We start from the raw sequence: 13,052 nt of genomic DNA on the forward strand, positions 1-13,052 counted from the left end.
ATGGGCGCCTCTGAAGGCGTGCGTCTGCAGAAAGTGTTGTCGCAGGCCGGAATTGCGTCGCGCCGCGTCGCCGAGAAGATGATTCTCGACGGGCGTGTAGAAGTCGACGACAGGATCGTCACCGAACTGGGCACGCGCGTGGACCCAGATGTGTCGGTGATCCGCGTCGACGGGGCACGGGTGACTCTCGATGACACGTTGGTGCATCTGGCGATCAACAAGCCTCGCGGAATGCACTCGACCATGTCCGACGACCGGGGGCGGCCATGTATCGGCGACCTTGTCGAGCATCGAGTCCGGGGCAACAAAAGGTTGTTTCACGTCGGTCGGCTCGACGCCGACACCGAAGGGCTGATGTTGCTGACCAACGACGGCGAGCTGGCGCACCGGTTGATGCACCCGTCGTTCGAGGTGCCCAAGACGTACCTGGCGACGGTCGACGGCGCCGTGCCGCGCGGGCTGGGCCGTAAGCTGCGCGACGGGATCGAGTTGGACGACGGGCCTGCACGGGTCGACGATTTCGCGTTGGTGGACAAGGTGCCCGGCAAGACGCTGGTGCGGGTGACGCTGCACGAGGGCCGCAAGCGGATCGTGCGACGGATGCTGGCTGCGGTCGGCCATCCGGTGCTGGAGTTGGTGCGCACCGACATCGGGTCGGTGTCTTTAGGCGACCAGCGGCCGGGAAGCATCCGGGTGTTGAGCCGCAAGGAGGTAGGGGAGTTGTACAAGGCGGTGGGCCTGTGAGCTCCTCATTGGTGGTCGCAGTCGACGGACCTGCGGGCACTGGAAAGTCTTCAGTGTCAAGGGGTTTAGCCCGATCGCTGGATGCCCGCTACCTGGACACCGGCGCGATGTACCGGATCGTGACACTGGCGGTTTTGCGCGCCGGAGTCTCGCTGGAGGACGTCGAAGCCATCGGTGCGGCAGCGGCGTCGGCGGACCTTGCCGTCGGGTATGACCCGGATGAAGACCGCTCTTATCTTGCAGGAGAAGACGTTTCGGTCGAGATCCGTGGCGACGAAGTGACCAAGGCGGTATCGGCGGTGTCAGCGGTTCCCGTCGTGCGGACGCGGTTGGTGCAATTGCAGCGCGAGTTGGCGGCGGGCCAGGGCAGCGTCGTGGTCGAGGGCCGCGACATCGGGACGGTCGTGCTGCCCAACGCCGACGTGAAGATCTTCCTGACCGCGTCGGCCGAGGAGCGTGCGCGACGCCGCAACGACCAGAACATCGCGTCCGGGCTGGCCTCCGACTACGACGCGGTGCTGGCCGACGTCGAGCGGCGTGATCATCTGGATTCGACGCGGGCGGTGTCGCCGTTGCGTGCCGCAGACGATGCGGTGGTGGTCGACACCAGCGACATGACCGAGTCGCAGGTCGTGATTCATCTGCTGGAACTGGTCAAGCAGCGGGCCGGGGCGTCGCGATGAGCGAGGGCACCTGGGCCGATGAATCCGATTGGGAGCTCGGCGCGGAAGAGGTTGCCGAGGCGATCGAAGAGGCTGCGGCACCACCACCCGTGGTGGCGATCGTTGGTCGTCCGAACGTCGGCAAGTCGACGTTGGTGAACCGGATTCTTGGCCGTCGCGAAGCCGTGGTGCAGGACGTTCCTGGTGTAACGCGCGACCGAGTGTCATATGACGCGCTGTGGTCTGGGCGGCGGTTCGTCGTGCAGGACACCGGCGGCTGGGAGCCGGACGCAAAAGGCTTGCAGCAGTTGGTAGCCGAGCAGGCGTCTGTCGCGATGCGGACCGCTGATGCGATCGTCTTCGTGGTCGATTCGACGGTGGGGGCGACGACGGCGGACGAGGCCGCGGCTCGCCTGCTGCAGCGGTCGGGCAAGCCAGTCTTCTTGGCGGCCAATAAAGTTGACAACGAACGCGGTGAGGCCGATGCGGCGGAGCTGTGGTCGTTGGGGCTGGGGGAGCCCAATCCTGTCAGTGCGATACACGGCCGCGGCGTAGCCGATCTGCTCGACAAGGTGACCGAGGCGCTGCCCGCGGTGTCCGAGATGGCGTCGGGCGGCGGGGGCCCACGTCGAGTTGCATTGATAGGCAAGCCAAATGTTGGCAAGAGCTCGCTGCTGAACCGGCTGGCCGGCGACGAACGCTCGGTGGTGCACGACGTGGCGGGCACAACGGTCGACCCGGTGGACTCGCTGATCGAAATGGACGGCAAGGTCTGGCGTTTCGTTGACACCGCGGGGTTGCGCCGCAAAGTCGGGCAGGCCAGCGGGCACGAGTTCTATGCGTCGGTGCGCACGCACGGCGCGATCGACGCCGCCGAGGTGGCGATCGTGTTGATCGATGCGTCGCAGCCGCTGACCGAGCAGGACCAGCGCGTGCTGACGATGGTGATCGAAGCGGGCCGGGCGCTGGTGTTGGCGTTCAACAAGTGGGATCTGGTCGACGAGGACCGGCGCTATCTGCTGGACCGCGAGATCGACTTGCAGCTGTCGCAGTTGCAGTGGGCACCGAGGGTCAACATTTCGGCGAAGACGGGCCGGGCGGTGCAGAAGCTGGTGCCCGCGCTGGAGACATCGCTGCATTCGTGGGACACCCGGGTGCCGACGGGCCGGCTGAACACGTTCTTCAAGGAGGTCGTGGCGGCGACGCCGCCGCCTGTGCGCGGAGGTAAGCAGCCGCGAATTCTGTTCGCCACGCAGGCGACTGCGCGCCCGCCGACGTTTGTGTTGTTCACCACAGGTTTTCTCGAGGCTGGCTACCGGCGGTTCCTTGAGCGGCGGTTACGCGAGACGTTCGGCTTCGAGGGCAGCCCGATCAGGATCAACGTAAGGGTTCGGGAGAAGCGCGGGGCTAGGTCTCGCTGAGCGACTTTGGGATCCATCGCTAAGTCTCGATAGGGTTGGGCAAATGCCCGTCTCCCACATGATCCTGATCGCCCTGGCAGGCGTCGGGGCGGGAGCCATCAACGCGATCGTCGGCTCGGGCACGCTGATCACCTTCCCGACTTTGGTGGCCCTGGGCTATCCGCCGGTGACGGCGACGATGTCGAATGCGGTCGGGCTGGTGGCAGGCGGTGTGTCGGGCACGTGGGGGTATCGGCGCGAGCTGCGTGGGCAGTGGCATCGGCTGCGGTGGCAGATCCCGGCGTCGTTGATTGGCGCGTTGTTGGGGTCCTGGCTGCTGCTGCACCTGCCGGAGACGGTGTTCGAGAAGGTCGTGCCGGTGCTCCTGGTGCTGGCCTTAGGACTCGTCGTGATCGGGCCGAAGATCCAGGAGTGGGCGCGGCGGCGAGCCGAGTTGTCCGGCCAGTCCCCGGAACATGTGAGCGGCCGGCGGATGGCGGCGCTGGTGTTCGGGACGTTCGCGATCGGGATCTACGGCGGCTACTTCACGGCGGCGCAGGGCATCATGCTGATCGCGGCTATGAGTGCGCTGCTGCCGGAAGACATGCAGCGGATGAATGCGGCGAAAAACCTGCTCTCGCTGTTGGTGAACATCGTGGCGGCGGTGGCGTACACGGTGGTCGCATTCGACCGGATCAGCTGGGCGGCGGCGGGATTGATTGCGGCGGGTTCGTTGATCGGTGGGTTCTTGGGCGCACATTACGGGCGGCGGCTGTCGCCGACGGCACTGCGGACGGCGATTGTGATGGTCGGCGCGATCGGGCTCTATCGACTGGTAACCGTTTAGGGAGCGAGGGCAGTCTGCGGTAGGCTTTCGACCTGCTGCTGGCGACCCCAGCAGCACCGCGGGCTGTGGCGCAGTTTGGTAGCGCACTTGACTGGGGGTCAAGTGGTCGCAGGTTCAAATCCTGTCAGCCCGACCAAACAAATCTCGCTGGCGCTGCGCAGGGGAGGACCGGCCTCCGTGCGTCGTGCGATCGGCTGGTACCGCACCCACGGCAGGCTGCGCTGCGGTGACCAGGTCGCCATGGCCGCCGACGCGCGGGCCAGCTATAAAAGCCGACATCGCCGCCGACTCACCGCCGGGGCTGAACGATCGGCCCGGCGCGATATCCGGAGCGCTCATTGAAAGGCGCTTGACCCTCCCCCTGGGGGAAACTCCACTGTGGCGGTATGACCAACACCGACACCACTTGGGATGCGTTGCCCGCCGTGGTGACCACGTACCTGACCGCTCACCAGACTCGGGATGTGGCCACTGCCATCAGCACCTTCACCGCCGACGTCGCCGTCACCGACGAGGGTCGCACCGTCCAGGGACGGCGGGACATCGGCGCCTGGCTGCACAGCGCAGGCAGCGGGTACATTTTCACCACCAACTTCGCCGGCGCCGATGTGCCCGATCCTGAGCATGTAGACGTAGTCCAGCGCCTGGAAGGCGACTTCCCGGGTGGGGTGGTCGATCTGCATTACCGGTTCACCCTGGACGGCGATCTGATCAGCGGACTCGTGATCGAGCCCTGATATGGCATCGCAGATTTGGTTCATCACCGGAGGCACCCCCGGTGGATTCGGAATGGCTTACGCCGAGGCGGCATTGGAGATCGGCGACCGGGTAGTGCTCACCGCACGCCGCCCCGCGGAGTTGGACGGTTTCCGAGGTCCTCCGCGAAGAGGTTGCGCCGCTGGGCATCCGGGTGATGGCCGTGGAGCCGGGAGCATTCCGAACCCGGGCTTACGCGGGTTTCGTCGACTAGCCCATCGCAGAGTCCATCGCCGACTACCGGCCGATGCTGGAGGGTGTCCGCGCGACGATGGTCGACGAGAACGGTGCGCAGCCCGGCGATCCGCGGCGCGGCGCGCGCGCCGTCATCGCCGCTATGAGGCAGGATCCGCCGCCCAACCGACTGGTATTGGGCAGTGCCGGATTCGACGCCGTCGTCTCCGCACTCGAGGGCGTGCTGGCCGACGTTCGAGCGAACGAAGCGTTGTCCCGCGGCGCCGACTTCGCGCCGGGAGACTGAGCAGCGCCCTTCGGCGGTCCGGCCCACGGTGGTGCTGGTGCGCGCAGCTTTCGCCGACTTCTCGAGCTGGAATCGCAGACGGTGCAGGTCGAGACGTCGCACGCCGTGTAGGTCTCTCAGCCCGAGGCAGTCGCCGATCTGGTCGGCGAAGCCGCGCGCCTCTCCGTCTCATGGCCACCGAGGCGCCGGTCCGCGCCAGCCGGGGCGAGCCGAAAGACGGGCCAGCCGATCTCTGTTCGCCACCTGGACGGGTCGTCGGTGTCACGAGGCCCGACCCGGTAGGTCTCCTGTATCGGTCCGTCGACGGCCAACGCATGAGTGACGACCCAGGAACCGAGGCGGCCATAGGTGACATCGATGTCGTCGTGGGGCCCGGCATGGGCGGTGATGGCGAGGTCGGCTGCCGGGAGCTCCAGGACGCCGATCCGACCGGATGGCCGGGGCATACGCACCGGCCGGAAGACCGTCATCACCCCAGCGCCGTGCGCGAACAGCGCGTTCGCATAGTGTCCGCCGGGGGGTCCTGTGCGTTCCTCGGGCGGGAACGCCGGTCCAGTTCCGTCATCGCTGCGTCGTACCAGCTGAGCGAATCATTCAGGCGCACATGATCACTGATCGCGGCGACGGTCCGAGCGGGCATCGACCGGAGCTCGACGTGAATGTCGGCTGGATCCGGGCGCAAAAGCCGACGTAGCGATACCACGGCGGCCTGGGTTCGGTTCAGCTCGGCTTCCAGGCGGCGGAGGTGGCTGGCGATCACCTCGGCCCGCTGCTGCGGATCGTCGGTGGCCAGGATCGAACGAACCTCTGCCAGCGGCACGTCGAGCCGCCGGAGCTGATGAATGACCTGCGCGATCGGGATCTGCTCGGGCTCGTAATAGCGGTAGCCCGAGAAGGGGTCGACAGTCGCGGGTTCGAGGAGTGCGGCCTCGTGGTAGCGCCGCAACGTCCGCACGCTCAGGTGCGTCACCGTCGCGAACTCGCCGATGGTCAGTTGGGAACCCATGACCAAATTCCTCCTTGTCCCCGCCGGGAAGGCCGGACTGTCCGCACTGCAGAACTTAGCGCTCCTTGCCGCGTCGTCGGCCTGACCGGCACCTACTACCATCCGGTCGGCACATGCGCGATGGGCACCGGACCCGGTGCAGTCGTCGGACCCGATCTGCGGGTACACGGACTGACCGGGGGTGCGGGTGGCCGACGCGTCGGTCATGCCGCAGACCGCGCCAGTGAACACGAATGCGGCCGCGTTCATGATCGACGAACGGCCGCCGATCTCATCCACGCCATTGCAGCGCAACGGATTCCGGTGCCGCTGGACGTTCAGGACAGCACCCTCGGGCGGCAGCGGGCATCGGCGCGACCACAGCCTCACTGTCGATAGGCATCGCCATCGTCGGATCTGGTTCCTGACGCCATCAAGGTCGACCAGGCTGTCGCGCAGACAGACGAGCTCAGCGTGATCCACCGCAAAAGTTTGACGCCGTTCTGCGCGGGTACGTCTCGGACCATGCAGGGCGCGGCGTCATCGATCTTGTTGGTCGCCGATCCCGGCGCCCCGGCGGTGATCGCCCAACGGCTGTCCGATTCGCTGCCGGACGCGCTGACTGACGGGACGCCCGCAGATGACTCGTGGGAGGTGTCTGTGCGTCGTCACGCCTACCCCATCGACGAGCACGCCGAAGTCTCCGCCGTGGTCGACATCATCGACCCGGGTGGCGAGACGGAAGACATCGTCATCTACCTCACCGATTTGCCCCGACGCCGGGGAACGACGCCGGTATTAGCCGACATCAGCGTGCCTGACCGGCTCGCTGTGATTTCCATACCCGGGGTAGGCGGTGTACTTGTCGATCGCCGGGTGAGGAACTTGGCGCAGACCGTCGTGGCCGAGGTGACGGAACGGTCGAGGAACCACAGCCAGTCGGTGAAGCGGCTGACGCGGATACAGGACGACGACGTTGTCCGCTACGTCGGGCCGTCAGCCCTGTCACGCCTACGGCTTCTGGCAGGGATGGTTTACGCCAATCGACCGTGGCGATTGGTTACCGGCATGTCGAAAGTGATGATGGCGGCGTTCGCCGCTGGGGCCGTAAGCCTTGCATACCCGACGATTTGGCAGTTGTCGGCCACCATGGGCCCCTGGCGGCTGACCGCGGCAACGATCTTGGCCAGCACAGCTCTGATCGCGTGGCTCATCGTTGAACACAACCTGTGGGAACGCCCCGACTCGGCCGAGGCACGCGACCGCGCGGTCCTGTACAACGCAGCAACTGTCGTCACCCTGACAATCGGCGTCATCATTTTCCACGCCGCGCTGTTCATCTTGCTGTTGCTGACCGCCTGGTGGACCCTGCCGCCGAATATGGTCGCACAAAACATCGGCCATCCCGTCGAGCTCTCAACCCTGTTGCTCATGGCGTGGTTGGTAGCGGCAGTCGCCACATTGGGCGGTGCCCTGGGATCGGGGATGGAAGACGACGAGGCCGTCAAGGCGGCGGCATATGGCGTTCGGCAACGCCAGCGATTCGACACTTCGAACTGACGCACCTCCCTCCCGCCGTTGCACCGTGAAACACACCGAGGCACAGCCGAAGCCCGGCTACTATCGCCGGCGCTGAGGCACCTCTCGCCGAGGCTGTCGGACCCGCTCGCGGGGTCTAGGGTTGGGCCCGCCACGGGGTGAGAGTCTTCGAAATAACCGGCTTGGTCGTGGATTTCGCGGCGCCCGACGAGAGTTCCACGTCGCTGCCCGGTATGTCGTCGTCGCAGAACCCGTCCGGCCCGGCACATTGACCACTGGTCTCTGCATCGTTGAGTTGGTCTTGCACCTTCTGGTGCCCGGCGTCGACCTGCAGGCAGTTCGGCGTGCCCTCGTTGCAGACAGCAAAAGCAGGCGCGGCGGGGATGGCGCCGAACAGCGCTCCTGCGATGATGGCGGCGCTGCCGATGAGCGTCGCGATCTTGGAATGCTTCATGGGGTTTCTTCCTGTGCCAGTAGCGTCGCCCAGCTGGGCGCATTTGCATATTCGCGCTACAGGAAGCCGCCGCGTAATCGCCACGAAGTCTGATTTGGTTAGCCGAGAAGGAAGGGTTTTCTATCCGATGAGCAAGGCCGAGATTTCGCGGCCGAGCGCGCTGCACGGCGTGGATGCCAGTGCGAGAGAAGATTCGCACGAACTTACTGCGGGTGCGTCGCCAGGTACTCGCCGGCCGGGATCGGCTCGGTCGCAACGAAACCGATCGGCAGCAGCACGTCACCGGCGGTCGTCGGGTAGTAGACCTCCCACCGGTAATAGCCGGTGAATGCTGTCGGGTCGGCCGCGAGCACCGCCGCGTAGTCGTTGACCGCCTGCACGTACGCGTTCGCGTTGTTGTACCGGTAGATCGCGTGATCACGGTCGGTGGCAAAGCCATTGGCGGCCAACATTCGACCGGCCGCCATGATGCTGTCTCGGGGCGAGTTGATGTCGCCGCCTTCTCCATAAGCCGCGAACGTCGACGGCATGAACTGCATGGGACCTTGTGCGCCAGCCGTGCTCACACCGTTGATTCGCCCCAAGCGCGTCTCGATCAGATTGATCGCCGCCAAGTAGTTCCAGCCCACACCCGACGCCGACTCCGCCTCGCGGTAGTCACTCAAGAGCTCCGCAGCCGGGGCCGGAGCCTCAATGCGCCACGCCGGCACGGTGTCCGTCGCATGTGCCAACGTCCCAAGCTGCCGACGGGCATCCACATTGAGGTCGTAAACCCCAAGCATCGACGCCGGAATTCGCGCGCGCGTGACCTCGTCCCACTCGGGGTGGCGCCCAATGGCGCGATAAGCCGCCTGCTGTCGGCGAGCCGCTTCCACCAAAGCCGCCCCCGACGCCGACGGGTCATGCAGGACCTGTTCGTCGGCGACCAGATCGTCGGCCAACTGCGCCGGATCCGCCGCCAGCCTGGGTTGCGCGCCCGTAGGCCCCGGCTCCCTCGGTTCGTCGAGCATGGTTGCGCTGACCGGCCCACCGCCGGGCGACGTCACAGGCGCTGCAGTGTCCGGCGGTCTCGACATCGAACAACCGGCTAATGCAAGCAAGGTTGCGGTAAATGCAAGAGCTGAAAGTCGTTGCAGCACAATAAGTCCTGTCAGATCGACCGGGTGATGCCGCGAACCACGGCCACGCAGAGGTCAGCGCACACGGCCGCCACTTCGTCCGTGGTCTCCTGCGGATTCTCCAGCCACGCTTCGATGAGTTGGTTCACGCCGCCGACCATGAACAACGCGCTTCGCCGCAAGTCGGCGGGATTCGGGGTTTCCCCGCTCAAGACGTCAGGGGCATGCTGGATGACCAGATCGGTGATCATGTCGAGGATTTGCGTGCGGTGCTGCGCCAGGCCCGGAACGCTGCTCACGTCGCCGGTAGCGATGCGGTGCACGTGCGGGTCGGCGGCGATGATGTCCAGGAACGCCGTCAGCGCTGATCGAAGTTTGTCGCCGAGCGTCCCTGGGTCGCCGATCCCGGCGACAAGGAGCGCCTCGAGCAGTTGATCCCGCACGTCGTCGGAGATCGCAAATAGCAGCGCCTCGCGGTTCGGGAACTGCTCGTAGAAATAGCGCGAGGTCAACCCCGCCTCATTGCAAACCCCGCGGACCGTCACCTCGGTGACTCCCGACTCGCCCCAGGTGCGCCGGCCGGCAGCGAGCAGCTTTCGGCGGCGTTCGGCGCGGCGGTCGGTTGCGCTGATACCGCCGTATTCGCGCACCACCTCCGCGCGCTTCATTGACAGCACCATACCCGCAGCCTAGATTCTGACTACAAGCGTTATCCAATTGCTCAAAGGGGAGCAGCGATGACCATTCCGGCTCGCCATCCCGAACGGCCGCTCGCGGTTCCGGCCCTTGTTCGGTTGTTCGCACTGCTCCTGGGTTTGCGCGAGCCGACACCGGAGCAGTGGCGCAGGCTCGGCGAGCAGCTGACTGCCGGCGACGAACCGATGGATCGACTCGTCGAGTGGATGCCGACTGCGGGCATGCATGAGGCGCGGGCCCTGTTCGAGAGGGCGAGCGCCGTGGGCATCGAGAACGTGCCCGAAGCGCCAGAGCCGTTGCGCGAGTTCTTCATTCGCGTTGAGTCAGCACCCGAATGGGTCGACTGGGACAAGGTGCGCAAAGGGCAACGCGCGCTGCGGATCGGTGGCGCCGACGGCATGTACGTCGCGCGCGACGTATCACTGCTCGGCGGCTATCAGTTCTCCGGATTCAACAAGACCCTGCTGCGGACGGGTGCGCTGGAGAAGGGCTCGAACCGGCGGTTCGCTGAGACGATGCAGTGGGCGATGGACGTCATCTCCGACGGTGGCCTGGTCCCGTTCGGAATCGGTTACCGTTCCACGCTGCGTGTGCGGCTGATCCACGCGTTGGTGCGCCGGCATATCGCGGCCATGCCGGACTGGCGCACCGACGAGTGGGGTCTGCCGGTGAATCAGACCGATATGGCCGCGACGCTGGTCGGCGCGCTCGTCGCCCCGCCTGCGGGCGCGATGGGGATGGGGCTCCTGCCCGGGCCTGGCGACCTTGACGCCATCGCGCACCTGACTCGCTATGTCGGCTGGCTGATCGGCGTGCAGGACGAATGGTTGCCCCATAACTTCCGCGATGGCATCCGCGTGCTCTTTCATACGGCTACCGCACTCTCGAAGCCCGACGACTCTACGCAGCAGTTGTCGGTGCCGATGGCCGAGGACCCGCTGTCGTGGCACTACCGCAGCGTGTCAGGCCTGCGCCGTCGCCTGGCATGGGCCCAGCACCTGTCGGTGACGAGCGGTTTCCTTGGGCCGCGGGCGATGCGCACGCTCGGCCTGGCCTACATGCCGCCCTGGTATCCGCTGTTACGGATTCCGGTCAACGTCGGCCGCAGCGTCGCGGCATTGATATTGCCCGGCGGTAGGAATCGTGCGGCATCCCGCGGTCAGCGAGAGCAAAAAACGTTGCTGCACACCATCATCGGCGATGCCGAAGCGAAGATTGGTGACTCGGCGTCACACATGAGCAGCGTCGTATAGACGGGTCACGTTGCCCGCCAACATGATCCGGTCGCAGATCAAATGTCAGGGATCGTCTGGCTGAGGTACGTTTCCCAGCTGGCGATCGGGCTCTTCGGATCGGACATGAGCGCCTGCATATCGGCGTCGGCCATCATCGATTCCTGAACCTTGCCGTAGCTTGTCCAATCAGCAGTGCTAGAGAGCACGGCTAGTGTGCCGGTAGCGGGTCCACCAGCCACGTTCCACAATGTGGTGACGTTCTCAGCACCATGCTTGCGGGCGAGATCGCACCCTTTCTTGATGTGCTTTTGGATAGCGTCCCAATTGGTGCCTGGTTTCGGGCGAAGCAGTACGAACGAGACAACAGTCATTTTGACCCCCTAATGTGTTGCAGGCGTATGCCTTCCTCCCCAAGCGCGGAGCATAGTCTTCGACCGCCGCGCCGATAAGCCCTCTGCAGACATGGCCAAACACGTCGTTGCGCCATCAAGAGATTGCGCGCGGGTCCCCGGCCGCTAGAAGGACAAACGTCTTACGGAGGATTGGAAACGCGTGTGGCAGTTCTTTTCTCAAGAACGCATTGAATCGAGGAAGTAGCTTTCTTTCCCCGTCGGATAGCCGCCACCGTCCGTCGCGATATGAACATGGTCCATGTGATTTGCGGTTTCGTTGCCATAGTTCGCGGTCCAACTCGGCGCCGCCTGAGCCGGGTAGAAGCCCTGCCGGCATATCACGTGGATGACGCCCCATGTCTTCGCGATCGCCAACGCATAACCCGCGATCTGGTTACCCAATACGATGCCCGCATCGGAGTGATGGTCCGGAATCATCACGTCGATCGCCAACCCGTTGGGATGCCACGGCAACGGATCCTGCCGATACCCACCGATCGTCTTGATCTCCGGGAACATCACGCTGATCGCACGGGCCACCCAGATCGGGTGGATCTGCAACCCGCCCTCCGGTGCGTTGCCAGCAGGCAACGAGAATTGGAAATCCTGCCCAGACACCGGTGCGCTCGCCGCCAACAACTCCGCCTCCGACGGAGCCGCCACCTTCGCCGCACTCGGCGGCGGCGCAGCTTCCTGCGTCGACGGCACTACCGCTACATCGCAGGGCTGTGCCGCGGCGCGGCACCTTGGGCGTAGAACATGCCGCCTGCAAGAACAACCGACGCCCCGAGCGCCAACCAGCGAGCCCGGCCGTTGGCTAACAGGTGCTTGCGCACGACCAGCACCTTACTGCGGCATCCGCTGCGAAATGGCTAGCTTTACCAAAGGTTGAGCGTTACGCAATCATCGGGTCGATCGCCGACCGGGGCACCAGCACCTGCGTGGCGCCAGCCGCCTCCGGCAGCAGCGTCCCCTGATCGAAGAAGAAAATCACCCCGTCGTTGACTATCGCGAAATTCTGATAGTTGTTCGGGTTGTACAGCGCCGCAGGTGCGATCGCCACCGGCGGCGCCGCGGGCGCGGGCGGCGGAGTCGCCACGGGCGAGGTGGTCGGCGCTGGCTGACCGGGCTGCGCAGGCGCCGCGGGCGGCGCGGCCGGCGGCGGCGGTGCCATCTGCTTCTGCAGCTCAGCCTGCACGATCGGGCCCACGACCTTCAGCGGATCGTCGACGCGCCACAACGGCGTGTTGTTCTTATCGTCCGGTGCAGCCGTCCAGATGATCGCCTTGCGATAGCTCTGGTCCCAGTTGAACGCCTTGTACATCGTCTGCGGATGCGCACCGCCGACGTTTTGGTACACCTTGAACACCACGGCCTGCGTGCCCCGCGGCGGCACTGCCGAGTTGTATTCCGTTGGCGTGATGTTCAGCTCATACGGCGTGTCGCGCGGCGCGCCGGATTTGGCCACGTTGAGGAACCCGTCGCGCGTTTGGGCGATGTAGTCGGCCACCGACTTCTGGTCGGGGTAGTCCAGCGGGATGCTGATGTTGACGTTGTAGCCGGCGTCGGCGAGCTGGATCTCACACGTCCGGCCCGTGTTGCCGCCCTTCAGATCGGCGCAGTAGTCCTTCGGCGCGGCCGACGCCACGCCCGAAGAGCCGAAGATGGCGACGGCCGCGACGAGCACGGCCACATTGAAGATGCGCATCCCGAATTCCCTCCTGGCAAACTGCGGCACGACGC

15 protein-coding genes, 1 tRNA gene and 2 pseudogenes are annotated in these 13,052 nt (G+C 65.5%); 10 read left to right on the forward strand and 8 right to left on the reverse strand.

Annotated elements, in window-relative coordinates; translation table 11 throughout:
* From MYCSM_RS15035 to MYCSM_RS35975, 7 genes and pseudogenes are all read left to right on the forward strand, one after another.
* Complete coding sequence (locus MYCSM_RS15035; RefSeq protein WP_015307017.1) at positions 1–744, forward strand: pseudouridine synthase; 744 nt, start codon at positions 1–3, stop codon at positions 742–744.
* Positions 741–1,427: a (d)CMP kinase gene (cmk, locus tag MYCSM_RS15040; protein ID WP_015307018.1), complete on the forward strand. Its 687-nt coding sequence runs from the start codon at positions 741–743 to the stop codon at positions 1,425–1,427. Before MYCSM_RS15035 ends, cmk begins: the two co-directional genes overlap by 4 nt.
* Entirely contained in the window at positions 1,424–2,827 is a 1,404-nt protein-coding gene (gene der, locus MYCSM_RS15045) for a ribosome biogenesis GTPase Der (protein ID WP_015307019.1), read from the forward strand. The genes cmk and der overlap by 4 nt, the downstream gene beginning before the upstream one ends.
* Positions 2,828–2,870: 43 nt before the next feature.
* On the forward strand, positions 2,871–3,653 hold the full coding sequence (locus tag MYCSM_RS15050; protein WP_015307020.1) for a sulfite exporter TauE/SafE family protein: 783 nt from the start codon (positions 2,871–2,873) through the stop codon (positions 3,651–3,653).
* Between the two features lie 59 nt (positions 3,654–3,712).
* Positions 3,713–3,789, forward strand: a tRNA-Pro gene (locus MYCSM_RS15055).
* A gap of 250 nt (positions 3,790–4,039) precedes the next feature.
* Entirely contained in the window at positions 4,040–4,390 is a 351-nt protein-coding gene (locus MYCSM_RS15060; protein ID WP_015307021.1) for a nuclear transport factor 2 family protein, read from the forward strand.
* Between the two features lies 1 nt (position 4,391).
* A pseudogene (locus MYCSM_RS35975) lies at positions 4,392–4,890 on the forward strand (hypothetical protein).
* Positions 4,891–5,006: 116 nt separating this feature from the next.
* Here MYCSM_RS35975 and MYCSM_RS37180 read toward each other — a convergent pair.
* Entirely contained in the window at positions 5,007–5,360 is a 354-nt protein-coding gene (locus tag MYCSM_RS37180; protein ID WP_157681331.1) for a GyrI-like domain-containing protein, read from the reverse strand.
* On the reverse strand, positions 5,360–5,896 hold the full coding sequence (locus MYCSM_RS38195) for a MerR family transcriptional regulator (protein WP_232425767.1): 537 nt from the start codon (positions 5,894–5,896) through the stop codon (positions 5,360–5,362). Before MYCSM_RS38195 ends, MYCSM_RS37180 begins: the two co-directional genes overlap by 1 nt.
* Here MYCSM_RS38195 and MYCSM_RS39055 point away from each other — a divergent pair.
* Both MYCSM_RS39055 and MYCSM_RS15075 read left to right on the forward strand, forming a co-directional pair.
* Positions 5,852–6,274: a GMC oxidoreductase gene (locus MYCSM_RS39055; protein WP_442928519.1), complete on the forward strand. Its 423-nt coding sequence runs from the start codon at positions 5,852–5,854 to the stop codon at positions 6,272–6,274. The genes MYCSM_RS38195 and MYCSM_RS39055 overlap by 45 nt on opposite strands.
* Positions 6,275–6,400: 126 nt before the next feature.
* Positions 6,401–7,435, forward strand: a complete 1,035-nt coding sequence (locus MYCSM_RS15075; protein ID WP_015307022.1) for a hypothetical protein — start codon at positions 6,401–6,403, stop codon at positions 7,433–7,435.
* Positions 7,436–7,550: 115 nt separating this feature from the next.
* On the opposite strand, the gene MYCSM_RS15080 is transcribed toward MYCSM_RS15075, so the two are convergent.
* The 3 genes from MYCSM_RS15080 to MYCSM_RS15090 form a co-directional block, all read right to left on the reverse strand.
* Positions 7,551–7,868: a hypothetical protein gene (locus MYCSM_RS15080; RefSeq protein WP_015307023.1), complete on the reverse strand. Its 318-nt coding sequence runs from the start codon at positions 7,866–7,868 to the stop codon at positions 7,551–7,553.
* 203 nt (positions 7,869–8,071) lie between these two features.
* On the reverse strand, positions 8,072–8,878 hold the full coding sequence (locus MYCSM_RS15085; RefSeq protein WP_442928533.1) for a transglycosylase SLT domain-containing protein: 807 nt from the start codon (positions 8,876–8,878) through the stop codon (positions 8,072–8,074).
* Between the two features lie 140 nt (positions 8,879–9,018).
* The gene (locus MYCSM_RS15090) at positions 9,019–9,654 is read right to left on the reverse strand and encodes a TetR/AcrR family transcriptional regulator (protein WP_041314092.1); all 636 of its coding nucleotides are present in this window, start codon (positions 9,652–9,654) and stop codon (positions 9,019–9,021) included.
* A 69-nt stretch (positions 9,655–9,723) separates the two neighbouring features.
* On the opposite strand from MYCSM_RS15090, the gene MYCSM_RS15095 reads away from it, so the two are divergent.
* Positions 9,724–10,935 (forward strand): oxygenase MpaB family protein, encoded by a 1,212-nt coding sequence (locus MYCSM_RS15095; RefSeq protein WP_015307026.1) that lies wholly within the window; start codon positions 9,724–9,726, stop codon positions 10,933–10,935.
* Positions 10,936–10,973: 38 nt separating this feature from the next.
* Here MYCSM_RS15095 and MYCSM_RS15100 read toward each other — a convergent pair whose 3' ends face one another.
* The 3 genes and pseudogenes from MYCSM_RS15100 to MYCSM_RS15110 form a co-directional block, all read right to left on the reverse strand.
* Positions 10,974–11,288 (reverse strand): hypothetical protein, encoded by a 315-nt coding sequence (locus tag MYCSM_RS15100; protein WP_015307027.1) that lies wholly within the window; start codon positions 11,286–11,288, stop codon positions 10,974–10,976.
* A 198-nt stretch (positions 11,289–11,486) separates the two neighbouring features.
* A pseudogene (locus tag MYCSM_RS15105) lies at positions 11,487–12,154 on the reverse strand (glycoside hydrolase).
* A gap of 50 nt (positions 12,155–12,204) precedes the next feature.
* Positions 12,205–13,017: an RsiV family protein gene (locus MYCSM_RS15110; RefSeq protein WP_015307028.1), complete on the reverse strand. Its 813-nt coding sequence runs from the start codon at positions 13,015–13,017 to the stop codon at positions 12,205–12,207.
* Positions 13,018–13,052: the final 35 nt, after the last annotated feature.

The sequence above is a fragment of the Mycobacterium sp. JS623 genome (assembly GCF_000328565.1).
Lineage (GTDB): Bacteria > Actinomycetota > Actinomycetes > Mycobacteriales > Mycobacteriaceae > Mycobacterium.